This is a genomic window from Pseudocolwellia antarctica, assembly GCF_049933045.1.
In the GTDB taxonomy this organism is placed as follows: domain Bacteria; phylum Pseudomonadota; class Gammaproteobacteria; order Enterobacterales; family Alteromonadaceae; genus Pseudocolwellia.
This window is the reverse complement of the sequence record NZ_CP187926.1, coordinates 3,340,417-3,365,016: the sequence shown is the minus strand read 5'-3', so window position 1 is coordinate 3,365,016 and position 24,600 is coordinate 3,340,417. Positions and strand designations below refer to the sequence as shown.

Below are 24,600 nucleotides of genomic sequence, written 5' to 3'. Positions count from 1 at the left end.
CAATACGTCTTCTTAAAGATAAATCAATACTCGTTCAGCTCTTCAATATAATACTTCTTATTTTTAACTCGAAAACAAGACATGTACATAGCCTTGAAGCATAAAATTAATAAGGTCTTACAAGTGATTTTATCTTCTATATAAACAGTAACTGAATAGAAGATAGTAAAAAACATTTCTCAAACCAGTTAAATCTAACAAGTGTAATACCATCTAAGTCAACAATAATAGTGGCTGTAATAGTAATGGTGTAGATTTTATGAACTGTATGTTTTTTAGTAATTTAAAGTATCACTTTTATGGGGTTGATGTTATAATCTCGCGCCCACTCGTTGTGAGTGGGATTTAGAAGGCAGTGACGGGTCAAATTTCTGGCCTTGAATTTAATCTTTTATAAGATAATTTAGCGGAGACATATTAAATGATCCAAATGCAATCACAATTGAACGTAGCTGATAACAGCGGCGCTCGACGTGTACAATGTATAAAGGTTCTTGGTGGTTCGCACCGTCGCTACGCACGCATTGGTGACATCATTAAAATTGCAGTGAAGGAATCAAATCCTCGCGGCAAGGTTAAGAAAGGTGATGTTCTTACTGCAGTAGTGGTGCGCACTAAGAAGGGTGTTCGTCGTTCAGATGGTTCTACTATCCGTTTCGATGAAAACGCGGCTGTAATGTTAAATGCTAACTTACAACCAATTGGTACTCGTATTTTCGGTCCTGTGACACGTGAACTTCGTAATGAAAAGTTCATGAAAATCGTTTCACTTGCACCAGAAGTACTTTAAGGAGTCCTGATAATGGCATCTAAAATTCGTCGTGATGATGAAGTAATCGTACTTGCAGGCAAAGACAAGGGCAAAACTGGTAAAGTTACTAAAGTTCTTGTTGAAGACAGCAAAGTATTTGTTGAAGGTATTAACTTAATCAAAAAGCACACTAAGCCTGTACCTCAGTTACAGCAGCCTGGTGGGATTGTTGAAAAAGAAGCACCTTTAAATGTATCCAACGTTGCGATTGTTAACCCAGCTACTGGGAAAGCAGATCGTGTTGGCTTTAGAGATGAAAACGGAAAGAAAGTACGTTTTTTCAAATCTAATAACGAATTAATATAATTGGAGTAAACGATGGCGAAACTGCATGAGTTTTACAAAGATACAGTTGTAGCTGAATTGCAAAAGCAATTTGCCTATAAAAGTATCATGCAAGTCCCTCGGATTGAAAAGATCACCCTTAATATGGGTGTTGGTGAAGCTATATCTGATAAAAAGGTATTAGAACACGCCACAAATGATCTTACTGCAATCTCTGGGCAAAAGCCGGTAACGACAGTAGCACGCAAATCAGTTGCGGGCTTCAAGATTCGTGAAGGCTACCCGATAGGTACGAAAGTAACTCTTCGTGGTGATCGTATGTGGGAATTTTTAGAGCGTTTAATCTCTATTTCTATTCCTCGTATTCGTGATTTTCGTGGCTTAAATCCTAAGTCATTCGACGGTCGTGGTAACTACAGCATGGGCGTTCGTGAGCAAATCATTTTCCCTGAAATCGAATACGATAAAATCGATAAGATTCGTGGAATGGATATCACTATCACTACAAGTGCGAAGAATAATGAAGAAGGTCACGCTTTATTGACTGCATTCAACTTCCCATTTAAGAAGAAGGTGTAGAGTTATGGCTAAAACGTCAATGAAAGCTCGTGAAGACAAAAGAACTAAACTAGTAGCACAGCATGCTGAAAAGCGAGCTGCGTTGAAAAAAATCATCTCTGGCGTAGATTCTTCTGAAGAAGAACGTTGGGATGCGGTATTGAAACTTCAAAGTTTACCTCGTGATTCAAGCAGTAGTCGTCAACGTAACCGTTGTAATATTACTGGTCGTCCACATGGATACTTACGTAAATTTGGCTTAAGCCGAATCAAGTTGCGTGAAGCAACTATGCGTGGTGAAGTTCCAGGTCTTAAGAAAGCTAGTTGGTAATTCACGGGAGTAAATGGTTATGATGACTGATCCTATCGCGGACATGTTTACACGCATCCGCAACGGTCAATCTGCAGCTAAATCTGCAGTAACAATGCCATCTTCGAAGGTTAAAGTAGCAATTGCTAACTTACTTAAAGAAGAAGGTTACATCTCAGAGTATTCAGTATCAGGCGAAGCAAAACCTGAACTTGCTGTTACTTTGAAATATTTCGAAGGTAAAGAAGTAATCGAAACAATTAAACGTGTTTCACGTCCTGGTCTTCGCGTATACAAAGGTGCAAATGATTTACCTAAAGTATTAGCGGGAATGGGGATTGCGATTATTTCTACTTCAAAAGGTATGATGTCTGATCGCGCCGCTCGCACTGCGGGTCTTGGTGGCGAAATCATCGGTTTCGTAGAGTAAGGAGTAGAATATGTCTCGTGTTGCAAAAGCACCTGTCGATGTACCTGCTGGCGTTACTATTACGTTATCTGGTCAAGACATTAAAGTAAAAGGTCCTGTAGGTGAACTTTCACGTACTATCCATAGTTTAGTAGCGGTATCTTATGAAGATAACACTATTACTACTGGCGTAGTTACTGAAGATAAAGCTTCTTGGGCACAAGCCGGTACTACACGCGCTTTAATCAATAATATGGTTGAAGGTGTTAGTAAAGGTTTTGAAAAGAAATTAGTTTTAAACGGTGTTGGTTACCGTGCAAAAGCAGCAGGTAAGAACTTAAACTTATCTCTTGGTTTTTCACATCCGGTAGATCACGCTATTCCTGAAGGAATAACTGTTGAAACTCCTAGCCAAACTGAAATCACACTGAAAGGTGCTGATAAGCATTTAGTTGGTCAAACTGCAGCGAACATTCGTGAATACCGTAAGCCAGAGCCTTATAAAGGTAAAGGTATACGTTATTTAGACGAAAATGTTCGTCGTAAAGAAGCTAAGAAGAAGTAGGGTAATACGATGGATAAGAAAACATCTCGTTTGCGCCGCGCTAAACGCGCCCGTGCAAAAATTAGCGAGCTGGGTGCGAATCGTTTAGTAGTGTTCCGTACTCCTCGCCACATTTACGCGCAATTGATTGCACCAACTGGTTCTGAAGTTATTGTAGCAGCGTCTACATTAGATAAAGAATTAAGTGCTCAGTTAGAAAAAACAGGTAACGTTGAAGCAGCAACTGCTGTAGGTAAAGCTATCGCAGAACGCGCTGTAGCTAAAGGTATTACTAAAATTGCCTTTGACCGTTCAGGTTTCCGTTACCATGGTCGCGTAAAAGCGTTAGCAGATGCAGCTCGTGAAGCTGGTCTACAGTTCTAGGGGTTGATGATGGCTAATCAAGAAAACTCACAACAAAGTGATATGGCTGAAAAGTTAATCGCAGTTAACCGTGTTTCAAAAGTGGTTAAAGGTGGTCGTATTTTCAGTTTCACTGCACTAACAGTAGTTGGTGATGGCAACGGTCGCGTTGGTTTTGGTTACGGTAAGGCACGTGAAGTTCCTGCTGCAATCCAAAAAGCAATGGAAAAGGCTCGTCGTAACTTAGTAACAGTTGATTTGAAGGGTACTACTCTTCAACACCCTATCAAGGGTCGTCATTCTGGTTCTAAAGTTTACATGCAACCAGCATCTGAAGGTACAGGTATCATCGCCGGTGGCGCGATGCGTGCAGTACTAGAAGTTGCAGGCGTACAGAACGTATTGTCAAAAGCATACGGTTCTACTAACCCAATTAACGTAGTTCGCGCTACTGTATCTGCTCTAGCGAATATGCATTCGCCAGAAGCTGTTGCAGCAAAACGTGGCAAAAGCGTTTCAGACATTTTGGGGTAATTGAGCATGGCTAAAACAGTTAAAATAACTCAAGTTAAAAGTTCTATAGGTCGTTTACCTAAGCATAGAGCTACTTTAAAAGGTCTTGGTTTACGTCGTATCCGTCATACAGTAGAGTTAGAAGATACTCCATCTGTACGTGGTATGATTAACCGAGTGTCTTACATGATTAAGGTGGAGGATTAATAATGCATTTAAATACTTTATCTCCTGCACCAGGCGCTAAGAAAGCTAGAAAGCGTTGTGGTCGTGGTATAGGTTCTGGTATCGGTAAAACAGGTGGTCGTGGTCACAAAGGTCAGAAGTCTCGTTCTGGCGGTAGTGTACGTCCTGGTTTCGAAGGTGGTCAAATGCCATTGAAACAACGTTTACCTAAGTTTGGTTTTACATCACGTAAATCTTTAGTTCACGCTGAAGTACGTTTACATGAACTAAACACAATCACAGGTGACGTGGTTGATATCTTTACTTTGAAAGATGCAAACCTAATTACACGTAACATCAAAACAGCAAAAATTATGTTGTCTGGTGAAATCACTAAACCTGTAACGGTTCGTGGTTTAAGTGTTACTAAAGGCGCACGTGCAGCTATTGAAGCTGCAGGCGGAAAAATCGAGGAATAGTACAGGCTATGGCTACACCAGGTACGGATAACAAAGCGCAAGGCGGTATGTCTGAGCTTAAACAAAGATTATGGTTTGTATTCGGAGCACTTATTGTATTTCGTCTAGGATCATTTGTGCCAATCCCTGGTATTGACGCCGCTGTATTAGCTCAGTTGTTTGAACAACAACAGGGTACTATCGTAGAGATGTTTAACATGTTCTCTGGTGGTGCTCTGGAGCGTGCCTCTGTATTGGCTCTAGGTATTATGCCGTACATCTCAGCTTCAATTATTATGCAATTGCTTACGGTAATACACCCAGCAATGGCAGAATTAAAGAAAGAAGGTGAAGCTGGACGTCGTAAGATCAGCCAATATACTCGCTACGGTACTTTAGTACTTGCAATTGTACAATCTATAGCAATAGCAAAAAGCTTACCGGGTATGATGCCTGGTTTAGTAATGAATGCAGGAATGGGTTTCTATTTCGCTGCTGTAGTTAGTTTGGTTACCGGCACCATGTTTTTAATGTGGTTAGGTGAGCAAATTACAGAGCGCGGTATTGGGAACGGTATTTCGGTTCTAATATTTGCTGGTATTGTTGCAGGTATGCCATCAGCTGTTGGTCAAACAGCAGAGATGGCGCGTCAAGGTGAATTGCACTTATTAGTATTATTGCTTATTGGTGTTATTGTATTTGCTACTACTTTTTTCGTAGTATTTGTGGAACGTGGTCAACGACGCATTGTTGTTAACTATGCTAAACGTCAGCAAGGCCGTAAGGTTTTCGCTGCTCAAAGCACGCATTTACCGTTAAAAGTTAATATGGCAGGTGTTATACCTCCAATTTTTGCTTCAAGTATAATCTTGTTCCCAGGAACACTTGCAAGTTGGTTTGGTCAGGGTGAAGGAATGGTTGCAGACTTCTTACAAGAAGTTTCAATCGCGATGTCTCCAGGACAACCACTTTATGTAATGTTACTAGCAGCAGCGATTATTTTCTTTTGTTTTTTCTACACGGCTCTTGTTTTCAATCCGCGTGAAACTGCAGATAACTTGAAAAAATCAGGTGCGTTTATTCCAGGGATTCGTCCAGGTGAGCAAACGTCAAAGTATATAGATAAAGTAATGACACGTTTAACCCTAGCGGGCGCGTTGTACATCACATTTATCTGTTTAGTACCTCAGTTTATAATTATAGCTTGGGACGTCAATTTTTACTTTGGCGGAACATCACTACTAATCGTAGTAGTTGTAATTATGGATTTTATGGCCCAAGTGCAAACGCATATGATGTCTCATCAATATGACAATGTACTTAAGAAAGCTAATCTTAAAGGCTATGGCAAGTAAGATTAACTTACGTTTATATAACGGAGTAGTAAGATGAAAGTTCGTGCATCCGTAAAAAAGATCTGCCGTAACTGTAAAGTTGTTAAGCGTGCTGGTGTTGTTCGTGTAATTTGTAGCGAACCAAAACATAAGCAACGTCAAGGCTAAATCTTTAGCAGTAGCATTATGCAGATAACTCTGTATAATGCCGCTTCGATTGCAAAAAAGAGACAGGTTGAGTATCCTAACGGGCTTTTCAACCTGATGTAATTTTAATTTAAATAGGAGATGTGTTTAGTGGCCCGTATCGCTGGCATTAACATCCCTGATCGTAAGCATGCAGTAATCGCCATTACTGCGATCTACGGTATCGGAGCAACACGCGCAAAGTCAATTTGTGCTGCTACTGGTATTGCAGAAACAACTAAGATCAGTGAATTGGACGAAGCACAAATTGATTTGCTTCGTGCAGAAGTGGATAAATTCACCGTTGAAGGTGATTTACGCCGTGAAGTTTCAATGAATATTAAACGTCTTATGGATTTAGGTTGCTACCGTGGTATTCGCCACCGTCGCAGTCTTCCTCTACGTGGTCAACGCACTAAAACTAATGCGCGCACACGTAAAGGTCCTCGTAAGCCAATTAAGAAGTAAGAGGAACTAACAATGGCTAAAACACCTGTACGTACGCGTAAGCGCGTAAAAAAACAAGTTGCTGATGGCATGGCTCATATCCATGCATCTTTCAACAACACAATCGTGACTCTTACAGATCGTCAAGGTAATGCTTTATCTTGGGCGACTGCTGGTGGCTCAGGTTTCCGTGGTTCACGTAAATCTACACCGTTTGCTGCACAAGTTGCTGCAGATCGTGCTGGTAAAGCAGCACAAGAGTTTGGTTTGAAGAATATTGAAGTGTTCGTTAAAGGTCCAGGTCCAGGTCGTGAATCTGCTATCCGTGCCTTAAATGCTGCTGGTTTTAAAATCACCAACATTACTGACGTTACACCTATTCCTCATAATGGTTGTCGTCCTCCTAAGAAACGTCGCGTTTAATCGCACTTTTTTTTAGGAATGTTGGAGAAAGAAAATGGCTAGATATTTAGGTCCTAAGTTAAAGCTTAGTCGTCGCGAAGGAACAGATTTATTCCTTAAAAGCGGTGTTAGAGCAATTGACACTAAATGTAAATTCGATATGGTTCCTGGTCAGCATGGCGCACGTAAAGGTCGCCTTTCTGATTATGGTATTCAGCTTCGTGAAAAACAAAAAGTTCGTCGTATATACGGTGTACTTGAAAAACAATTCCGCAACTACTATAAAGAAGCGGCTCGTCTAAAAGGTAATACTGGTGAAAACTTATTACAACTTTTAGAAAAACGTTTAGACAATGTTGTATACCGTATGGGTTATGCAAGTACTCGAGCTGAAGCTCGTCAACTTGTAAGCCATAAAGCTATTACAGTAAACGGCGTTGTTGTTAATATTCCATCTTTCACTGTAAAAGCCGAAGATGTAGTTTCTGTACGTGAGAAATCTAAAACTCAAGCGCGTATTATCGCTGCTTTAGAATTAGCTGAACAACGTGAGAAGCCAGTTTGGGTTGAAGTAGATAATAAGAAATTAGAAGGTGTTTTCAAACGCATCCCTGATCGCTCAGATTTATCTGCCGAAATTAATGAACAGTTGATTGTTGAACTTTACTCTAAGTAAAGTTGCACTTTAAGAGAGGACATAATGCAGGGTTCTGTAACCGAATTCCTTAGACCACGATTGGTTGATATTGAAACAGTTAGCCCAACAAGGGCTAAGGTAACTTTAGAGCCATTAGAACGTGGTTTTGGTCACACTTTAGGTAATGCGTTACGCCGCATACTTTTATCTTCTATGCCGGGTTGTGCCGTAACAGAAGTGGAAATTGATGGCGTACTCCATGAGTACAGCAGTAAAGAAGGTGTTCAAGAAGACGTCATTGAAATACTGCTTAACCTTAAAGGACTAGCCATAAGTTTAGAAGGCAAAAACGAAGCCGTTCTTACTTTAACCAAGTCCGGTGAAGGCCCTGTAACGGCTGCTGACATTCAACATGATGGTGATGTAGAAATTGCAAATCCAGATCATGTAATCTGTAATCTTACAGGTGATGGTTCAGTAAATATGCGAATCAAAGTTGAAATGGGTAGAGGTTATGTACCTGCGTCAACTCGTCGTGATGCCGAGGAAGAAGATCGTGCAATTGGCCGTTTATTAGTAGACGCGTCTTTTAGCCCTGTTGTAAGAATAGCTTATGATGTTGATTCTGCCCGCGTTGAACAACGCACAGATTTAGACAAGCTAGTTCTAGATATGGAAACTAATGGTACATTAGATCCAGAAGAAGCTATCCGTCGCGCTTCAACAATTTTAGCTGAACAGCTAGATGCGTTTGTAGAATTACGTGATGTGACTGAAGTAGAGCAGAAAGAAGAGAAACCTCTTTTCGATCCAATCTTACTTCGTCCAGTGGATGACTTAGAACTAACTGTTCGATCTGCTAATTGTTTGAAAGCTGAAGCGATTCAATACATTGGTGATTTAGTACAACGAGCTGAAGTTGAACTTCTTAAAACACCTAATTTAGGTAAGAAGTCATTAACTGAAATTAAAGACGTGTTAGCATCTCGTGGTTTATCTCTAGGCATGCGCTTAGAAAATTGGCCACCTGAAAGCATTGCTGATAACGATTAATTCGATCATTGTTTTTTAATAGTTGAGATAAGGATTAACTTATGCGTCATCGTAAAAGCGGTCGCCAGTTAAACCGTAATAGCAGTCATCGCCAGGCGATGTTCCGCAATATGGCAAGTTCTTTAGTTAAACACGGCGTTATTAAAACGACTGTTGCTAAAGCTAAAGAATTACGTCGCGTTGTTGAGCCACTAATTACATTGGCCAAAACCGACAGTGTAGCAAACCGCCGTTTGGCATTTGCTCGCACACGTGATAAAGAAGTTGTAGGTATTTTATTTAATGAACTTGGTGCTCGTTACCAAGAACGTCCAGGTGGTTACACTCGCATTTTAAAATGTGGTTTCCGTACTGGTGATAAAGCGCCAATGGCTTATGTAGAACTTGTAGATCGCCCAGTAGTTGAAGACGAAGTGATCGAAGAAGTTAGCGCAGAAGCATAATTCAGAAATTGAATTGTTTCTCGTATTAAAAAACGGAGCTTAGGCTCCGTTTTTTATTTTTAATTGTTATATAATTTAGAATAAAATATCTCCTATTACTTGACCCCACAAAGTTTTATTCGTATAACAAATACCCTTCTTATTTTGGATAGCATTTATGTCAGCAAGAAACCCTATAATTGCAGTTACTGGTTCATCAGGAGCTGGAACATCGACGACTACAGATTCTTTTGAACATATATTTAGATATTTAGGTATTACTTCGGCGAAAGTGGAAGGTGATAGTTTTCATCGCTATTCAAGACAAGAAATGGATTTAGAGAAAAGAAAAGCCAGCGAAGACAATCGAAACATTAGTTATTTCGGTGATACTGCGAATGATTTTGATGCTCTAGAAACATTATTTAAAGACTACTCAGAAACGGGTAAGGGGAAAATGCGAAGATATTTACATACTTTCGATGAAGCCGTCCCTTATAACCAAATGCCTGGTACTTTTACACCTTGGGAGGGATTAGGTGAGGGAACAGACTTACTCTTCTATGAAGGACTCCATGGCGGTGTAGTAACAGAAAAAAATGATGTTGCTCAACATGTAGATTTACTCATAGGTATGGTACCTATTGTTAATCTTGAGTGGATACAAAAGATAGTAAGAGATACCAATAAACGTGGTCATAGTCGAGAAGCGGTTACAGCAAGTATTGTTAAAAGTATGGAAGACTATATTTCATATATTACACCACAATTCTCGCGTACACATATTAACTTTCAGCGTGTGCCTACGGTAGATACATCTAATCCATTTAGCGCTAAAGTTATACCAACACTTGATGAAAGTTTTGTAGTTATCCGATTTAGAGAGGGAACAAAGGTCGATTTTCCCTACTACCTCAGTATGATCGATGGTGCTTTTATGTCACGTGTGAACACACTTGTTGTACCAGGTGGAAAGATGGGATTAGCAATGGAATTATTACTAACACCATTGATTCAAGAACTCATGCGTAAAAAAGATGTCGCAAATAAACAATTAGATTGGATGAGTGATTTATAAAACACTTGTTTGAAAGATTAAATTGTTTTAAACCTATCTGGATTAAGAGCTAAATATTCTAAGCGCTAAACTTCTTCAGATATTACTTCAAAGCTATGAGTAATATTAACGTTTTTATTTAACATTAATGCAACTGAACAATACTTATCAGCAGACAATGAAACGGCACGCTCAACATGCTTATCTTTGATGCCATTACCTGTAATAATAAACTTTAAATGAATATCAGAAATCAGCTTAGGTACAGAATCAACCCTTAGCCCTTCTATTTCTACCTCACAGGTAGTTACAACCTGCTTAGACTTTTTTAAAATACTCACTACATCAACGGATGAACAACCACCTAATGAAATTAATACATTTTCCAATGGTGTTGGAGCTAATTTCCCACCATCTGTATCCATTAATAAAGTGTGACCAGACTCAGAATAGCCAATAAATAATCCTTCGTTAGCCCATTTTACAACTGCTTTCATTTTTATTCCTAGTGTTATATTTCTTCGTAAGTTATTGCTTCATCAAATAAATTCTTTATTAAGATTGAAAACTCTTTGATGAATGTTGTTTGTTCTTTCGTTATTTTATTATTCAATACAGCTGAAAGTATTTCTTCTAAATCGTATAGAATTGAATCAACTTCACGAACAATAGCATTTCGTTGACTAAATGAAAGTTTCTGATTCTGAGTGCAAACATTGATTATTTGACAGCCTAACTCCTCTTCAATAGTTTCTATTATTGTTGATGATGAAGAATTTTGAGCATTAGTTATGTTCTCGAATAAACTTAAATGTTTGGTCAAGTATTCAATTAAGTGAATATAGCCATTTTGATCAGTTACCATTTTATAAAATCTAGTCTATAGTTAAATGTGGTTTATAAATTGTTGTATTTAGCTTATTCTATTATGTCGTAAATAGCATATAAAAGATATAAGTGGGTTAGTCAATGTATTTTTTATCATGTGTACATAACAGAAATTTAGTTAAAATAGCATAGGTAATGATCTATTGTTTATCGTGATTAATTGTATTTTTGTCGTAAAATCATTGAATTTTGGTTTTATTGTCGGCAAAATGTGGAGTTATTGCGATTTATGACACAGTTATAGATCACATGAATTTGTTTATAAGATTATTACTATTTAACGAAGAGTAATAAAATTAAAAACAATTTATTTAAAATATTTACTAGAACAATCACTTTACTGGTTGCCCCTGTAGTATTAGGTATGGCTTTTCTAGCCATAGCTGGAATAGCCTTTATAAAGGTGGACCAGTTGGTCAAAGTGTAGCGCGATGATTAGTTCATTTATAATAATTTAATTCTTAATTAAAAAGAGAAAAAATAAACATGAAAAATAATTTATCTAAAACATTTAAAAGAATCAGTTACTGCCTTAGCAGTTTCAGTATCTTTAGGCATGGCTTTACCAGCTATTGCTGCATCTAATACTCAAGGTGGACTAGTTGGTCAAGCTGTTACTTCAAGTGGCAACACTATTGGCCAAGCTACTGTAGTTATCAAGAACAAAAACACTGGTTTAACGCGTAGTGTTGAAAGTGATTCTGAAGGTAACTACCGTTTTCCTTTATTACCAGCAGGTACTTATGAAGTATCAGCAACAAAAGACGGTTTTGGTTCTTCAAACATTTCAACTGTAAGAGTTGTAATTGGCCAAAATGCAAATATTGACCTTAACGTTAGAAGTAATACTGAAGTAATCGAAGTTACAGGTTCATCAGTAGCTATGATTGATGCTACTAGTGCTGAATCAGTAATGCTAATTGATAGTGAAACTATTGATAGACTACCAATTTCAAGAGATATTACCTCGGTAGCTTTATTAGCTCCAGGTGTAAACCAAGGTGATTCTGCATTTGAAGGCGATGGTAGTTTAGCTTCTTTTGGTGGTTCTTCAGTTGGTGAAAATGCATATTACATCAATGGTTTGAACACAACTAACTTCCGTAACGGTTTAGGTGGCTCACAAGTTCCATTTGAATTCTATGAGCAATTTGAAGTTAAAAGTGGTGGTTATGGAGCTGAGTACGGCCGTTCAACTGGTGGTGTAGTTTCAGCGATTACAAAATCTGGTGGTAATGAAAGTAAATATACTTTCTCAGCATTTTTTGAACCTGATTCATTAAGAGCTGATAAGCCTAACGTTTATAATAACTCTGGTGAATTAATTCAGATTAACGACCAGGATGAAGTTGACGAGTATGATTTCAATATTTCAGCATCAGGTGCTTTAATTGAAGATGAATTATTCTATTACGTACTATTAAACCCAACTAAGAGTGAATCTGCATATAACACTTCAACATTAGGTGGCTCTAGCTACTTTGAGAGAGAAACAGAATCTTTATTCTGGGGCTTAAATGTTGATTGGTATATTAACGATGATAATATTGTTGAATTAACTGCTTTTAGTGATGAACGTGAAACTGATGTTGTTACATCTACTTGGGTTCAATCAACACAATCAACTATTGACCCTGCAGCATCAGAAGAAAGTCGTGGTGGTTTGAACGTAGCATTAAAATACACATCTATTATTTCAGATGACTTACAAGTAAGCGCGTTAGTTGGTCTTAACCGTTACGATCGTACTGATTCAAGTGAATTTGATGCTGATTGTCCATGGATATATGATTCAAGAGATGGCGGTTTAACTAAATTAGGTTGTTGGGCTACTGCAAACGTTGTTGAAGCGGATGATGAGCGTAAAGCATTCCGTCTAGATGTTGATTACTATATAGGTGATCACTCATTAAGATTTGGTGTTGATTACGAAGAAAACTCAATAAACAATATTGAACAATATTCTGGTGGTGGTGGTTACTACCGTTATTATACTGCAGGTGAAGGTGGTGCTTTTGATGGTGCTTTAGCTGAAGGTGACGAATATTACCGTTTAAGAGAACGTACTAATAATGGTTCTTTCGAGACTATAACTAGCGCAATTTATATTGAAGATACATGGCAAGTAACTGATGATGTTGTTTTAACATTAGGTTTACGTAATGAAACTTTCAATAATAAAAATATTGACGGTGAATCATTTATTAAAGTAGATAATCAATTAGCTCCTCGTTTAGGTGCTGCTTGGGATATCAATGGTGATGGAGAGAGTAAGTTATACGCTCATTATGGTCATTACTTCTTACCTGTTGCTGCAAACACTAACCTACGTATGGCTGGTGCAGAATTATATACATCACGTAACTTTGCTTTAGATGGTTTAGATGCTAACTCTTTACCTACTAATGATTATTTTTCTGCTGTTTCAGGAACAATTGCTGACCATCCAGATCAATTAGATGGAACTTCAGTATTTGGTAACGGAACAGTAGCCGATACAAGAGAATTAGTAGATTCAACTATTGAACCTATGTTCCAAGAAGAGATAATCATTGGTTATGAAACTATGGTTAACGAAGAATGGACTATTGGTGTTCGAGCTACTTACCGTAACTTAGATACTTCTTTAGAAGATATCGCTATCGATAAAGGTTTTAACGACTACTTAGAGAGAGACTTCGGTTCTTCTTGTACAGTATGTACTGGTTTCCATTATTACGTATTAACAAATCCAGGTACAGATTTAACATTTACAACTGACCCTGATGGCGATGGCCCGTTACTTAACCAAGAATACACAATTTCTGCAGCTGACTTAGGCTACCCTGAAGCTAAGCGTCAATACGGTTCTGTTGATATTACTTTTGACCGTGCATGGGATGGCGTATGGATGTTAAAAGGTTCATACACTTGGTCACATAGTTGGGGTAATACAGAAGGCGCAGTTCGTTCAGATAATGGACAAGATGATGCAGGTTTAACAACTAACTTTGACCAACCTGGCTTAACTGATGGCGCTAACGGTAACCTACCTAACGATAGAAGACATCAAGTTAAATTATTTGGTGGCTATCAAGTTACTGAAAACTTCTTAGTAGGTGCTAACTTTGTATGGCAATCTGGTCGTCCTAAGAATGCATTTGGCTATCATCCAACAGATGTATTTGCTCAAGCATACGATAGTGAAGCTTTTTACCAAAATGGTGAAAGAGTTGCTCGTGGTTCTTTAGGTAACTTACCTAGTTATTGGAACATTGATGTAAATGCTAAATACTTAACCGAGATAAACGGTGCGGATGTTACATTCTCATTAGATGTATTCAACATCTTTAACAATGATACTGTAAGACAAATTTACGAAGTTGCAGATTCAGAAGATGCAGGTTTCGTAGGTATAGGTCAACAACCTGCTGACGAATATTATGGTTATGCTGATAACCACCAAACACCACGTTATGTGCGTTTGAGTGCATCATTACGTTTCTAATATTATTTAGTTAATATTACTAACCAAGTAATGCCGTTCACTTTATTGTGAACGGCATTTTTTATGTCTAGATTATTAACTTTGACTGTTAGATGAGTAATTTATTTTATGCTGAATTTAAAGAGGGAAACTGACAAGGGCTTATTGATACGTGTTTTAATATCGATTGTGTCATGAAATGAAGATAAGAAAAATTCATTAATGTAGATTTGAAAACCTGATTTATCTATTGGCTAAATAATAAGGCACCCATAAGATAAGGAGCCTTATTTAAATAATTTAACTAATTTTTGTGATGTATTTAGCCCTTATTCCTCACTATATATCTCGCTTAATATAAATAGTCATTTCTATTTTGATAACAATTCATAACGATTAGTAAAGGCTTTGAGCTCTTCAGTGATAGGTTTAGCACTGTTCACCGAATTTGTATTGATAGGGCTTCTTGCTTGTTTCACGCTAGATGTTTGTATTAAGCTATTTTTCTTGTAAAAAGATAACATATCATTTTCAAAAGTTAATCCTATATAGTTTAAGCATTTTGTTAATGTTTCTGTCGGATTATTAACAAGTTCTTCGTATGAAATCTCAAGGATCCTCTTATTTATAAGGGTTGACCAATGTTCCGATAATCTATTCTCATGATAAAAGTATTCAGCAATGCTTTCTAAGTCATAGCTCCAAGATATCCCTTGGTTGAAAAAAGCTCTGTAGCATGACCAAGCCGTATCTTTCGAATCTCTGATTATTCTGATGATAGGAGCATTAGGAAATGATTTCGTGATGACACCTAAGTGATGATTTAAGTCTAATGATTTATCAATACACGGTAATACAGAGTCAATCTGTTGCTCTAAATAATAAAAATAATCAGTTCTGAACTTATCAAATAGACTTTTTTGTTCTTCACTATCTAAGTTATTTACATTGTTTATATGTGCTTGTCCAACTTCTGACGTAGGGTAAGTTAAACACTTTAATTCTCCGCCTTCATTTAACTTACTATGTGCACTAAGCATTTGTTGAAGTAAAGTTGTTCCACTGCGAGGAAGTCCAATTATAAATATAGGATCTGCTTTATCGCTTTTCTCTGTAGGTGTTATATTTTCAAAGAATTGTGTATTTTGGTTTTCAATTATTTCATCAACAAACTTTCTATGCTGGTTTGGAATATATTGAGTGTTTTTCATTAGCTGATTTGCTTTTTTAAAATGTGAAAAAGCTAACTTTTCATTACCTATGTCTAAGCATGCTTTTCCTAGAGCAAACCAGTAGGGAGGTACTTTAGTCTGAGTATTTTGAATTGCATTTAATTGTGTAAATAATGCTTCTTGCTCATTAAAATGGTGGATTGCTGAAAGTGTTAACCAAGAAATACCAGAATTAGGACTCTTTTCTAAAAGTTCGGTAAGGTATTTTTCAGCTAGTTCTACTTGCCCAACTTGCGTATAAACAGTTCCTAAAAAATGTAAAACATCGGACGTTCTACTTTTCTCTAAAAGAGGCAGTACCATATTAATCGCAGCATCTGCTTGCCTAATCTCTGCTAATATTGCCGCACATTGAATTATACGTCGAGGTTCATCTGGAGCAAGTTCTAGAAATTTTTGGCTAGCAGCTTTTGCTTGTTCAAGTTCACCTATTGTAACCGCTAGGCGAGTTATAGCTCCCCATTTTTCTTTAAGATCAGCGTTACAATCTAAAAGGGATTGAATTTTTTCTGCAGCACTTTTATGGTTTCTAGTTTGTACGTCTTTTACAACGCTATTTCCAATTTCAGTAATATTCAAAGCTTATCCTTTAATAAATCTATTCATACTAGATTACTATATTCAATATTTAAGACATATAGTAATCTTTAGCACTTGAGCAAATAGTTTATTTAACTAGCATTCGTACTTTCAAAAATTTTATCAGCTGAAGCTGCAACAAAGCCTGTGTATAGCTCGCCATTCGCTAAAGGATATCTTTTAGCAAACTCATAAAAACAACTTGGAATTAATACTGTTTGGTCAGTAAAGGCAACCTCAGCTTTATCTGCAATAGTTGACGATTGCTCAAGCATGACCGTTTTATCACCTTTGATCTCGCCACCTGATGTATTTAAAGAGAATCCACCATTCTTCACTGCAGTGTTTACGTTTTCAATATCATCAAAGTTTTCTAAGTGGTTAATGCTTACTGTAAAATGATTGGCTCTATAACCCCATGCAGCCATCCAAGCGGCATATTCACTTTCTGCTAATAATGTTTGGTAGTCAGCATAGCTTACTCGCCAATGCGTACCTGAATACAAGAAGCTACTTTTATTGGTCGCGTTTGCATCGATAGAATCAACCATTTTTCCAATAATATTTTGTATTGCTTGTGGGAATTTCTCGACTAACAATTCGCTCACAAATACTTTAGGCAAAGTGCTATCGCTGTGCTCGTAATGTTTAGCATAGAGTTTTTTAGCTTCGAAGTGATATTCACCACCTTCTTTGTAACCTAAAGCGATTAAGTGATCTGCTAGCTTACTCATATTAACTTTTGCAGTATTAAAGGTCCTGTAAGCTACGTGGTCATTAATTAAATCATTTCCAGATGATAACAGATCATGAATTTTTAAAGCCGAAGGTGTAACTTCTAGGTAGTTATTCCAAATATGGTTGAATAATTCTTTTACTGCTGCAGTGTTTTGTTGAGTCATGGTTGTTCTCCTAAAATACGTTATAACAAATTGATGGTTAGATTTTTGGCGTTATAAGCACATTTTATGCAGTTGTTTAGACAAACAGTGATGCAATTGGCTGTTCAATTACTTACGTAATTAATAATAGATAGGTGTGTTAAATCCGCCAGAAAGAAATTGGCTAAAGTTGATCGATACTTTTGAAAAAGCTGGGACGTATCCCAGCTAATTTAATTGGATTGTTTGTTTTCATTACGTCCGTTTTGCGTAAAAGTGTTAACAATACTTACTTAATAGTAATACCTGGGCTTAATGTCGCAGGTAAAGCTACTTTTTCTGCTTCAACAGAAGCTACAGGGTAAGAACAGTAGTCAGCAGCATAGTAAGCGCTCGCTCTATGATTGCCGCTGGCGCCAATGCCACCAAATGGAGCAGCACTACTTGCACCTGTTAATGGTTTGTTCCAGTTTACTATACCTGCACGAATTCTACGGAAGAAGTGTTGGTAAGTTGCTTCGTCATCAGACAATAAACCTGCTGATAAACCGAATGATGTATTGTTTGCTTCATCAATCGCTTTATCTAGATCTGAGTATCTATAAACCTTAAGTAATGGTCCAAAATGTTCATCGTCAGGCATGTCTTCAATGTTTGTCACATCAATAATACCAGGAGAGATAAAACCAGTACCTACTTCAAGGTGCTTCATTAATAATAAAGACTCACCGCCTAAACCAAGTAATTGCGCTTGCGCTGCAACTAAGCCTAAAGCTGCTTTTTCAGAAATCATTGAACCGATAAATGGTTGCTCTTCGTCATCAAAATAACCAATCTTAATCGCTTCAGTTGATGCAATCAGTTTTTCTAAAATAGCATCGCCAGCGGCATTACTTTCAATGAATAAGCGTCGAGAACATGTACAACGTTGTCCTGTAGTTACAAAAGCAGATTGAATAATATCGTGAACAACAGCATCTATATCAGCAACATCTTTAACGATAAGCGGGTTATTACCACCCATTTCTAAAGCTAGAATTTTACCTGGCTGACCACCAAATTGCTCATGCAGTAATTGACCTGTTGTTGAGCTACCTGTAAAAAATAGACCGTCAATTTGAGGATGACTCGCTAATGCTTTACCTGTTTCAACTTCACCTTGAACTAAATTAATAACGCCACTAGGTAAACCTGCTTGTAACCAAATTTTTAATGTTTCTTCAGCAACTTTTGGTGTTAATTCACTTGGCTTAAATACAACGGTGTTACCTGCAATTAATGCTGGAACAATATGCCCATTAGGTAAATGACCTGGGAAGTTGTAAGGACCAAATATAGCAACAACACCATGAGGCTTATGACGTACAAATGCTTTTGCGCCAGGCATAGGGTTTTCAACTGTACCTGTTCTTTCATTGTACGCTTTGATTGAAATGTTGATTTTACCTACCATAGCGCCAACTTCGGTACGTGTTTCCCAAAGTGGTTTGCCTGTTTCTAAAGCGATGGTGTAGGCTAAGCTTTCTTTGTTTTCTGCTAATAATTCAGCAAACTTAGTCACGATAACAATACGTGCATCAACGCTTAAGTCTGCCCATTTTTCAAAAGCAGCACGTGCGCTTAATACCGCTTCATTTACTTGGCTTTGAGACGCTGATTTACCTTGCCAAATAAGTTCATTTTTCGCAGGGTTTAATGATGTAACATCATGACCAAGACCTTCCTGCCATTTACCATCGATTAATTGTATTGCTTGCGACATGCTGTTTCCTTATTACCTAAAAAACGGGTAAGAGTTATTTTGTTAAATGATTATCGTGTAATAAGTTTTACGTTATTACGGTTTAGCTAGTTTATTATTATCTAGCTTGATCTCATGCTTTCTAATTTTCTACTAAACGCACCCAGTCACCATCAGTAACGTTAAGGGCTTGAGCAGTACTTTTTGATAGCACAACATCTTCTGAATCTTCTTTAAGGATTATCGCTGCTTGTACGGCAACAAAACCTTCAATTTTTGTATTACACACTATGTAATTATTTTCTTCGTTCACGTCACCAATAATGACTTTGCAACGCTTACTTTTGGCCACTGTTTTAATGTTGCTGATGTTACATTCAACCGTTGGTCCAGCATCAAAAATATCGACATAACCGCGACGACAAAAACCTTCTGCTTCTAATAGTTTTAAAGCAGGTATGGTTTTTTCATGTACTTGGTTAATAACTGCTTGAGCTGACTCACTGAGTAAGTTTACATACACAGGATGTTTCGGCATTAATTCAGCGATGAAAGATTTATTGCCTATACCCGTTAGATAATCAACGGTAGGAAAGTCCATCGAGAAAAAGTGAGCTTCTAACCAATTCCAAAAAGGTGAACGTCCATTGTCGTCTGACACGCCACGCATTTCAGCGATAACTGTTTCATCAAAACGTTCTGGATGTTCAGCCATAAACAAAAAGCGTACGCGAGATAAAAATCTACCATTACGACCTTTACGATGGCTTTCGCTTAAAAACAAGGTACATATTTCTGAAGCACCCGTGTAGTCGTTACATAAAGTAAGAGTTTCCACTCGGTTATAAATGTTTAACTCTCTAGAGCTATGTACTACTTTACCTAGGTGATAATGGTAAAAGGTATCTTCTAAACCTACAGCAGCTTCAATACCTGTTGTACCTACAACTTTACCCGTATCGGTATCTTCCATTACAAATAAATAGCCTTCACTACCCGCTTTAGATACTTCTTTTTTGAAAGAAACTTCAGCGCAGTTTATACGTTTTCTTAATAAGCCTTCATTTACTGGTAAGGAAGTAAAACCATGTCCAGATTCTTCTGCAATACGATATAACGCATCGTAATCATGCTGTTGAATAGGGCGAATAATGATCATAAAGTTTTCTCTACTAGTAATTTAGTGTTACAGAACTATCGAAACGGTATTTAACCCATCGGATTAAGTGACTTTATTCAATAATACTCTTTAAGTGCTTATCTGCGTGATTTAGACAATAGTCAGCTGTTTGTAAGCGAATAAAATTTTATAATTATATAAATTCAATAAGTTATATTTTTATAGAAATCGCCACGAGCAGAAATTACGCATTACAAAAGCCTACTTAGCGAATTATGTTTGCTAAGTAGAGCTTTTTTATTCAGTTAGGATCTTTTGAGTGTAGTCGATATTTTGAAATACAGACTATTGCGCTATTTTAGCCACTGCTTTTTCGAAACGAGATAAAGCTTCAGCAATATCTGCATCAGGTATTACTAATGATGGTGTTAAACGAAGAACATTAGGACCTGCTACTAAGATCATTAAACCTTCATCCATAGAAGCATTTAAAAAGTCTTTAGCTTTGCCAGCGTATTTTTCAGTTAATTCAGCACCAATTAATAGACCTTGGCCTCGAATATCAGCAAAAATATCGTATTTAGCATTAACCGCTTTAAGACCATCTACAAGTAGTTGCGCTTTATCTTTAACACCTTGTAAAACTTCTGGTGTATTAATGGTATCGATAGTTGCTTCAGCAACAGCACAAGCTAATGGATTACCGCCGTAAGTACTACCATGAGTACCTATTTTTAAATGGCTGGCGATAGCTGTAGACGTTAACATTGCTGCAATAGGGAAACCGCCACCTAATGATTTAGCACTTGTTAAAATGTCAGGAGTAACATCCATACCCATATAAGCGTAAAGCTCGCCTGTTCTACCTGCGCCTGTTTGCACTTCATCAAAAATTAATAATGCGTTGTGTTGGTCACATAATTCACGAACACCTTTCACAAACTCATCAGTAGGTGAGATAACGCCGCCTTCACCTTGTAATGGTTCCATTACTACAGCACAAGTTTTGTCTGAGATAAGTGCTTTAAGGCTTTCAAGGTTGTTGTATTCAGCATGGCAAATGTTACCAGGCTTAGGACCAAAACCATCTGAGTAAGCTTCTTGTCCGCCTACAGTAACGGTAAAGAATGTTCTACCGTGAAAACCTTTTTTGAATGCAATGATTTGTGATTTTTCAGCATTGTATTCTTCTAATGCCCAACGACGAGCTAATTTAAATGCAGCTTCGTTTGCTTCAGCACCTGAGTTAGCAAAAAATACTTTTTCAGCAAATGTTGCATCAACTAATTTCTTAGCAAGTCTTAATGCTGGTTCGTTGGTCATTACATTTGATAAATGCCAAATCTTTTCGCCTTGCTCTTTAAGAGCCGCTGTTAATGCAGGATGACAATGACCTAAACAGTTAACTGCAATACCGCCAGCCAAATCGATATATTCGCGATCTTCTTGATCCCAAACACGAGAGCCTTGACCACGAACTGGGATCACTGCAGATGGTGAATAGTTTGGTGCCATTACATCATCAAATAATGCGCGATTTACTGGGAATTTGTTAGTCATTTCTTACTCCGCTAATTACTGGCATTTTGCCATTTAATAAGGTTCTATTTTGTTAAAAATTAAGATCCAAAAATACAGGTTAATTCCACTTGTCTTGATTCATTCAATCATGGGATTTAGCTTATTTGTTAAGGCTATTATGGTATTAAATTTTAGGTTTGTCTTGTTTAAAGTGATTAAAATTTGAGTTGCTCAATTCAATAATCACGGGCTTGACAGGTTTTATTCATTTTAATTGAATAAGTATAGTTGGATAAATGAAGTGATATATTTCTACTCCATGTGTGGTGCTGAAATGCGCGCCAATTTAAGTGAATTTCTAGAGAGTTATAAATAATCAGAAAAAAAATCTAAATTATTTTACATAAATAACAATTAAATCTTAATTAAACCTAAGTTTTATGTGATCAATGTCACTTTTTTTCAATAAAGTGAGATCTTTTTGTGTGATTTTTACTTGAGATAATAGTGTTTTTACTTCACTTTTAGAGATCAATTCTTCCCGTGCTAAACCTCTAAAAGTTACGTACGCTTTTGCCTGAGCAACCACTTGTGCAATAGGGCACATTTTCTTATATTCAGTGGCGTAAGCTAGGTCAAAAATGGCTTCTGTAATTTGTAGTCTTTCAAAGCGCATAAGCTCAACAATATCTGCTGTTATTTTATCGCTACGCGAGATAAGTTGCTCTAATAATAGTTCAGGTGATGAATCAAATTCGAGCAGGGCATTATGCACTTTTTTATCTTTATTTTCGTAAGCTTTTTGTAATTCACTTCTATGCAATTCATCATAGGTTTGTAAATAGCAGCGAGTCACCACTAAACGACCTATATTACTAAACATACCTGCGGTAAAAGCCGTAAAACTGTCTAGTCCTGCATCTTCAGCAAGTACCGCTGAGGCTAAACCCATAGCTAAACTGTCGTTCCACAGCTTACGCTTTAGTAATTTAAAAGGTGCTGTGGTGTTTGGTAATATGTGTTTTAGTGTAAAAGTGGGGATAACTTGCTTTAAGTTGTCTAATCCAACATAGCTAAGGGCTAAGTTAGGATCGGTTACTTGTACGTCGGCACGTTTTCTATATTGTGGCTTGTTGACTAAAGCAATAAGTTCGCTTGAAAGCCAAGGTAATGAATTAACTAAAGGTGATATACGCTTAATTGATGCTGCCTTTAAACATAAAACCTCTAACACTTCAGCCGCCGTATCTTTAATTGATAAGGTGTTGTAGAAAAGGCTTTCTGTGTTATCTAACTGTTGATCCATTTTTTCGTTTACTTTCGTAAAGAGCTGTTCCATCACTTGTTTTTTAAAATGATTTTTACCGTGAGTTTCTATAATTTTGTTTTTGTTGGTTTCTTCTTCTACGGCTAATAACTCTCTTCTACGATTAACTTGCTCACTGTCTTGATGACCGCTAAGTGATATTTTTCCACTCATTTTTTCCGCAAAGTCTTTACCGATTAATAAACTAAGCGATTTGTCATAAATAGGAGAAGCGTGTTCGTTGTTATTAAGTATTAGCATATAAAAAAATTCTAGAACTCTTAAGATGGAAAGTGGGTGTTATCTCTATATCGGATAGTGATAGCGGAACATGAGTATTATAGTTAACTTACACAAAATAATTTAGCGTATAAATTACTACTCACAATGGCATGAATAGTTCTCGTACAGGGTAATAAAGTTTTTCAATAACTCATGCCCTTGCTCTGTTAATACAGATTCAGGATGAAATTGAACACTTTCTATCGGTAAGCTTTTATGCGAAAGCGCCATTATTTCATCGCTATCATTGTCGTGGCTCCAAGCCGTAACCGTTAGCTCTTCAGGTAAGGTATGCTTATTCACAACTAATGAATGATAGCGAGTAACAGTGAGCGGATTATTTAAATTTTCAAATATTCCACTGTTGTTATGGCTAATACTACTGGTTTTACCGTGCATAACTTTAGAGGCTTTTTCTACAACTGCACCATAATGTTGAGCAATACATTGATGCCCTAAACAGACACCCAATAAAGGGATTTTTCCGGCAAAGTGTTCTATAACGGCTAGCGAAATACCTGCTGAATTTGGATCGCAAGGTCCTGGTGATATAACAATGTACTGGGGAGCGAGTGCTGTTATTTCTTCAATGGTTATTTGATCATTTCTACAGACTTTTACTTCTTGATGCAGTGATTGAAAATAATGCACTAAGTTGAAGGTAAAAGAGTCGTAATTGTCGATCATTAATAACAAGAAGATTGTCCTTTGATAGGTAAATAAGAGAATAACGAGCGGCGCTATTCTAATAGGGTAGAGCTAACAATACATCTATTATTTTAATTAAAAAACTTTAAATCAGTCATTTAAAATAATACCAAACGGATTAATTTATTACTCACTTAGCGAGAATTAAAAGGTTTAGAGGCACAGGTTCATAGTTCCAGACTGAACCTAAGCACCTACATCCATGTAGGCGAGGCATTGATTGAAGAGAATGGTTATTCTCGGTAACTGCTCCTGCGTTACCCTAATGTCCTACATCCATGTAGGAACCTTGTCAAAATCAATAACGCTGCATATGAGCCTTTAAATTCTCGCCCTTCGGGAGCTCATTAGCAAACTGATAACATCACAAAATTAAAAAAATATAGAATAACTATGTTTAATCAATTTTGCTTGTTCTAAGCTTGCTAATGTAGCTCTAAGTTGCTCAATAAATTAATCCGTTTGGTATAACGCATTAAGTGAATAGCCAAAAATGGGAAGTTTAAATGAGAATAAAAAAAACGCAGCGACTAAAAACTAGTTGCTGCGTGATAACCCATCAAAATTTTAAGTATGGTAGTTTTGTTAAACTAACACTTGTACTTCGTCATTCTGTAAACGTGTGTCGTAAGTTTTAATAGCAACGCTTTCGTCGTCTAAACATTTTCCACTGTTTAAAACAAAACGTTGTTTATATAAAGGTGAAGCAACATAAATATCACCTTTACTATCGCCTACTAAGCCACGATATAAAACATTAGCTTCGCCAATAGGATCCCAATTTCCTACTGAGTACACTTCATCTTTTACTTGAAATATAGCAATTTGCTCTTCGTTTGCTAATAACGCACAAACACCTGAGTTTTTAACTAAATCATCTTTGTGGCAGATGGTTTGCCATTGTTTTTCAATTGTCATTTTA

Annotated in this window: 29 protein-coding genes; 19 read left to right on the top strand and 10 right to left on the bottom strand. The window is 37.1% G+C overall.

Annotation, left to right across the window (positions count from 1 at the left end; all coding sequences use genetic code 11):
• Window positions 1-421: 421 nt before the first annotated feature.
• The 18 genes from rplN to ACPUVN_RS14505 all read left to right on the top strand — a co-directional run bounded on the left by rplN (window position 422) and on the right by ACPUVN_RS14505 (window position 9,975).
• Window positions 422-790: a 50S ribosomal protein L14 gene (gene rplN / locus ACPUVN_RS14590; RefSeq protein WP_070375069.1), complete on the top strand. Its 369-nt coding sequence runs from the start codon at window positions 422-424 to the stop codon at window positions 788-790.
• 12 nt (window positions 791-802) lie between these two features.
• On the top strand, window positions 803-1,117 hold the full coding sequence (rplX, locus tag ACPUVN_RS14585) for a 50S ribosomal protein L24 (protein WP_426359596.1): 315 nt from the start codon (window positions 803-805) through the stop codon (window positions 1,115-1,117).
• A gap of 12 nt (window positions 1,118-1,129) precedes the next feature.
• Window positions 1,130-1,675 carry a 50S ribosomal protein L5 gene (gene rplE, locus ACPUVN_RS14580; RefSeq protein WP_426359597.1) on the top strand — a complete coding sequence of 182 codons (546 nt, stop codon included), beginning with the start codon at window positions 1,130-1,132 and terminating at the stop codon, window positions 1,673-1,675.
• Between the two features lie 4 nt (window positions 1,676-1,679).
• Window positions 1,680-1,985 (top strand): 30S ribosomal protein S14, encoded by a 306-nt coding sequence (gene rpsN, locus ACPUVN_RS14575; protein ID WP_426359598.1) that lies wholly within the window; start codon window positions 1,680-1,682, stop codon window positions 1,983-1,985.
• A gap of 19 nt (window positions 1,986-2,004) precedes the next feature.
• Complete coding sequence (gene rpsH / locus ACPUVN_RS14570; RefSeq protein ID WP_426359599.1) at window positions 2,005-2,394, top strand: 30S ribosomal protein S8; 390 nt, start codon at window positions 2,005-2,007, stop codon at window positions 2,392-2,394.
• A gap of 10 nt (window positions 2,395-2,404) precedes the next feature.
• Window positions 2,405-2,938 (top strand): 50S ribosomal protein L6, encoded by a 534-nt coding sequence (rplF, locus tag ACPUVN_RS14565; RefSeq protein WP_426359600.1) that lies wholly within the window; start codon window positions 2,405-2,407, stop codon window positions 2,936-2,938.
• Window positions 2,939-2,947: 9 nt separating this feature from the next.
• The gene (gene rplR / locus ACPUVN_RS14560) at window positions 2,948-3,301 is read left to right on the top strand and encodes a 50S ribosomal protein L18 (protein WP_304369584.1); all 354 of its coding nucleotides are present in this window, start codon (window positions 2,948-2,950) and stop codon (window positions 3,299-3,301) included.
• A gap of 9 nt (window positions 3,302-3,310) precedes the next feature.
• Window positions 3,311-3,814, top strand: coding sequence for a 30S ribosomal protein S5 (gene rpsE, locus ACPUVN_RS14555; protein WP_426359601.1), 504 nt, complete (start codon window positions 3,311-3,313; stop codon window positions 3,812-3,814).
• Window positions 3,815-3,820: 6 nt separating this feature from the next.
• The gene (gene rpmD / locus ACPUVN_RS14550) at window positions 3,821-4,000 is read left to right on the top strand and encodes a 50S ribosomal protein L30 (protein ID WP_304369585.1); all 180 of its coding nucleotides are present in this window, start codon (window positions 3,821-3,823) and stop codon (window positions 3,998-4,000) included.
• A 2-nt stretch (window positions 4,001-4,002) separates the two neighbouring features.
• A complete protein-coding gene (gene rplO, locus ACPUVN_RS14545) occupies window positions 4,003-4,437 on the top strand; it encodes a 50S ribosomal protein L15 (RefSeq protein WP_426359602.1) in 435 nt (144 codons plus the stop codon).
• A gap of 8 nt (window positions 4,438-4,445) precedes the next feature.
• Window positions 4,446-5,771: a preprotein translocase subunit SecY gene (gene secY / locus ACPUVN_RS14540; RefSeq protein ID WP_426359603.1), complete on the top strand. Its 1,326-nt coding sequence runs from the start codon at window positions 4,446-4,448 to the stop codon at window positions 5,769-5,771.
• Window positions 5,772-5,804: 33 nt separating this feature from the next.
• Entirely contained in the window at window positions 5,805-5,918 is a 114-nt protein-coding gene (gene rpmJ / locus ACPUVN_RS14535) for a 50S ribosomal protein L36 (RefSeq protein ID WP_009839384.1), read from the top strand.
• A gap of 129 nt (window positions 5,919-6,047) precedes the next feature.
• Window positions 6,048-6,404, top strand: a complete 357-nt coding sequence (gene rpsM, locus ACPUVN_RS14530) for a 30S ribosomal protein S13 (protein ID WP_304369590.1) — start codon at window positions 6,048-6,050, stop codon at window positions 6,402-6,404.
• 12 nt (window positions 6,405-6,416) lie between these two features.
• Complete coding sequence (rpsK, locus tag ACPUVN_RS14525; protein ID WP_076420861.1) at window positions 6,417-6,806, top strand: 30S ribosomal protein S11; 390 nt, start codon at window positions 6,417-6,419, stop codon at window positions 6,804-6,806.
• A 34-nt stretch (window positions 6,807-6,840) separates the two neighbouring features.
• Window positions 6,841-7,461, top strand: coding sequence for a 30S ribosomal protein S4 (gene rpsD, locus ACPUVN_RS14520; RefSeq protein ID WP_426359604.1), 621 nt, complete (start codon window positions 6,841-6,843; stop codon window positions 7,459-7,461).
• Between the two features lie 24 nt (window positions 7,462-7,485).
• Entirely contained in the window at window positions 7,486-8,475 is a 990-nt protein-coding gene (locus tag ACPUVN_RS14515) for a DNA-directed RNA polymerase subunit alpha (RefSeq protein WP_426369315.1), read from the top strand.
• Between the two features lie 41 nt (window positions 8,476-8,516).
• Window positions 8,517-8,918, top strand: a complete 402-nt coding sequence (rplQ, locus tag ACPUVN_RS14510; protein WP_304369596.1) for a 50S ribosomal protein L17 — start codon at window positions 8,517-8,519, stop codon at window positions 8,916-8,918.
• Window positions 8,919-9,075: 157 nt separating this feature from the next.
• A complete protein-coding gene (locus ACPUVN_RS14505) occupies window positions 9,076-9,975 on the top strand; it encodes a phosphoribulokinase (RefSeq protein ID WP_426369314.1) in 900 nt (299 codons plus the stop codon).
• Window positions 9,976-10,040: 65 nt separating this feature from the next.
• On the opposite strand, the gene ACPUVN_RS14500 is transcribed toward ACPUVN_RS14505, so the two are convergent.
• Both ACPUVN_RS14500 and ACPUVN_RS14495 read right to left on the bottom strand, forming a co-directional pair.
• Entirely contained in the window at window positions 10,041-10,451 is a 411-nt protein-coding gene (locus ACPUVN_RS14500; protein WP_426359606.1) for an OsmC family protein, read from the bottom strand.
• A gap of 14 nt (window positions 10,452-10,465) precedes the next feature.
• The gene (locus ACPUVN_RS14495; RefSeq protein WP_426369312.1) at window positions 10,466-10,819 is read right to left on the bottom strand and encodes a DUF3802 family protein; all 354 of its coding nucleotides are present in this window, start codon (window positions 10,817-10,819) and stop codon (window positions 10,466-10,468) included.
• Window positions 10,820-11,398: 579 nt separating this feature from the next.
• Here ACPUVN_RS14495 and ACPUVN_RS14490 point away from each other — a divergent pair.
• Window positions 11,399-14,329: a TonB-dependent receptor gene (locus ACPUVN_RS14490; protein WP_426369311.1), complete on the top strand. Its 2,931-nt coding sequence runs from the start codon at window positions 11,399-11,401 to the stop codon at window positions 14,327-14,329.
• 350 nt (window positions 14,330-14,679) lie between these two features.
• Here ACPUVN_RS14490 and ACPUVN_RS14485 read toward each other — a convergent pair whose 3' ends face one another.
• The 8 genes from ACPUVN_RS14485 to nirD form a co-directional block, all read right to left on the bottom strand.
• Complete coding sequence (locus ACPUVN_RS14485; protein ID WP_426359609.1) at window positions 14,680-16,119, bottom strand: tetratricopeptide repeat-containing sulfotransferase family protein; 1,440 nt, start codon at window positions 16,117-16,119, stop codon at window positions 14,680-14,682.
• Between the two features lie 92 nt (window positions 16,120-16,211).
• Window positions 16,212-17,021: a DUF1338 domain-containing protein gene (locus ACPUVN_RS14480; RefSeq protein ID WP_426359610.1), complete on the bottom strand. Its 810-nt coding sequence runs from the start codon at window positions 17,019-17,021 to the stop codon at window positions 16,212-16,214.
• A gap of 268 nt (window positions 17,022-17,289) precedes the next feature.
• Window positions 17,290-18,762 carry a succinylglutamate-semialdehyde dehydrogenase gene (gene astD / locus ACPUVN_RS14475; protein WP_426359611.1) on the bottom strand — a complete coding sequence of 491 codons (1,473 nt, stop codon included), beginning with the start codon at window positions 18,760-18,762 and terminating at the stop codon, window positions 17,290-17,292.
• Between the two features lie 121 nt (window positions 18,763-18,883).
• Window positions 18,884-19,900, bottom strand: a complete 1,017-nt coding sequence (astA, locus tag ACPUVN_RS14470) for an arginine N-succinyltransferase (protein ID WP_426359612.1) — start codon at window positions 19,898-19,900, stop codon at window positions 18,884-18,886.
• A gap of 306 nt (window positions 19,901-20,206) precedes the next feature.
• On the bottom strand, window positions 20,207-21,421 hold the full coding sequence (locus ACPUVN_RS14465; RefSeq protein WP_426359613.1) for an aspartate aminotransferase family protein: 1,215 nt from the start codon (window positions 21,419-21,421) through the stop codon (window positions 20,207-20,209).
• Between the two features lie 382 nt (window positions 21,422-21,803).
• Window positions 21,804-22,949 (bottom strand): HDOD domain-containing protein, encoded by a 1,146-nt coding sequence (locus ACPUVN_RS14460; RefSeq protein WP_426369310.1) that lies wholly within the window; start codon window positions 22,947-22,949, stop codon window positions 21,804-21,806.
• A 117-nt stretch (window positions 22,950-23,066) separates the two neighbouring features.
• Window positions 23,067-23,666, bottom strand: a complete 600-nt coding sequence (locus tag ACPUVN_RS14455; RefSeq protein ID WP_426359615.1) for an anthranilate synthase component II — start codon at window positions 23,664-23,666, stop codon at window positions 23,067-23,069.
• 597 nt (window positions 23,667-24,263) lie between these two features.
• The gene (gene nirD / locus ACPUVN_RS14450) at window positions 24,264-24,596 is read right to left on the bottom strand and encodes a nitrite reductase small subunit NirD (RefSeq protein WP_426359616.1); all 333 of its coding nucleotides are present in this window, start codon (window positions 24,594-24,596) and stop codon (window positions 24,264-24,266) included.
• Window positions 24,597-24,600: the final 4 nt, after the last annotated feature.

Coding starts and splice junctions, on each gene's coding strand:
- rpmD (WP_304369585.1), top strand. CDS start 3,821: ATGGCTAAAACAGTTAAAATAACTCAAGTTAAAAGTTCTATAGGTCGT.
- nirD (WP_426359616.1), bottom strand. CDS start 24,596: ATGACAATTGAAAAACAATGGCAAACCATCTGCCACAAAGATGATTTA.
- rplF (WP_426359600.1), top strand. CDS start 2,405: ATGTCTCGTGTTGCAAAAGCACCTGTCGATGTACCTGCTGGCGTTACT.
- ACPUVN_RS14500 (WP_426359606.1), bottom strand. CDS start 10,451: ATGAAAGCAGTTGTAAAATGGGCTAACGAAGGATTATTTATTGGCTAT.
- ACPUVN_RS14465 (WP_426359613.1), bottom strand. CDS start 21,421: ATGACTAACAAATTCCCAGTAAATCGCGCATTATTTGATGATGTAATG.
- rpsD (WP_426359604.1), top strand. CDS start 6,841: ATGGCTAGATATTTAGGTCCTAAGTTAAAGCTTAGTCGTCGCGAAGGA.
- rplR (WP_304369584.1), top strand. CDS start 2,948: ATGGATAAGAAAACATCTCGTTTGCGCCGCGCTAAACGCGCCCGTGCA.
- rpsK (WP_076420861.1), top strand. CDS start 6,417: ATGGCTAAAACACCTGTACGTACGCGTAAGCGCGTAAAAAAACAAGTT.
- rplO (WP_426359602.1), top strand. CDS start 4,003: ATGCATTTAAATACTTTATCTCCTGCACCAGGCGCTAAGAAAGCTAGA.
- rplN (WP_070375069.1), top strand. CDS start 422: ATGATCCAAATGCAATCACAATTGAACGTAGCTGATAACAGCGGCGCT.
- ACPUVN_RS14490 (WP_426369311.1), top strand. CDS start 11,399: ATGGCTTTACCAGCTATTGCTGCATCTAATACTCAAGGTGGACTAGTT.
- astA (WP_426359612.1), bottom strand. CDS start 19,900: ATGATCATTATTCGCCCTATTCAACAGCATGATTACGATGCGTTATAT.
- ACPUVN_RS14480 (WP_426359610.1), bottom strand. CDS start 17,021: ATGACTCAACAAAACACTGCAGCAGTAAAAGAATTATTCAACCATATT.
- rpsE (WP_426359601.1), top strand. CDS start 3,311: ATGGCTAATCAAGAAAACTCACAACAAAGTGATATGGCTGAAAAGTTA.
- rplE (WP_426359597.1), top strand. CDS start 1,130: ATGGCGAAACTGCATGAGTTTTACAAAGATACAGTTGTAGCTGAATTG.
- rplQ (WP_304369596.1), top strand. CDS start 8,517: ATGCGTCATCGTAAAAGCGGTCGCCAGTTAAACCGTAATAGCAGTCAT.
- ACPUVN_RS14495 (WP_426369312.1), bottom strand. CDS start 10,819: ATGGTAACTGATCAAAATGGCTATATTCACTTAATTGAATACTTGACC.
- secY (WP_426359603.1), top strand. CDS start 4,446: ATGGCTACACCAGGTACGGATAACAAAGCGCAAGGCGGTATGTCTGAG.
- ACPUVN_RS14515 (WP_426369315.1), top strand. CDS start 7,486: ATGCAGGGTTCTGTAACCGAATTCCTTAGACCACGATTGGTTGATATT.
- rpmJ (WP_009839384.1), top strand. CDS start 5,805: ATGAAAGTTCGTGCATCCGTAAAAAAGATCTGCCGTAACTGTAAAGTT.
- astD (WP_426359611.1), bottom strand. CDS start 18,762: ATGTCGCAAGCAATACAATTAATCGATGGTAAATGGCAGGAAGGTCTT.
- rplX (WP_426359596.1), top strand. CDS start 803: ATGGCATCTAAAATTCGTCGTGATGATGAAGTAATCGTACTTGCAGGC.
- ACPUVN_RS14505 (WP_426369314.1), top strand. CDS start 9,076: ATGTCAGCAAGAAACCCTATAATTGCAGTTACTGGTTCATCAGGAGCT.
- rpsH (WP_426359599.1), top strand. CDS start 2,005: ATGATGACTGATCCTATCGCGGACATGTTTACACGCATCCGCAACGGT.
- ACPUVN_RS14460 (WP_426369310.1), bottom strand. CDS start 22,949: ATGCTAATACTTAATAACAACGAACACGCTTCTCCTATTTATGACAAA.
- rpsN (WP_426359598.1), top strand. CDS start 1,680: ATGGCTAAAACGTCAATGAAAGCTCGTGAAGACAAAAGAACTAAACTA.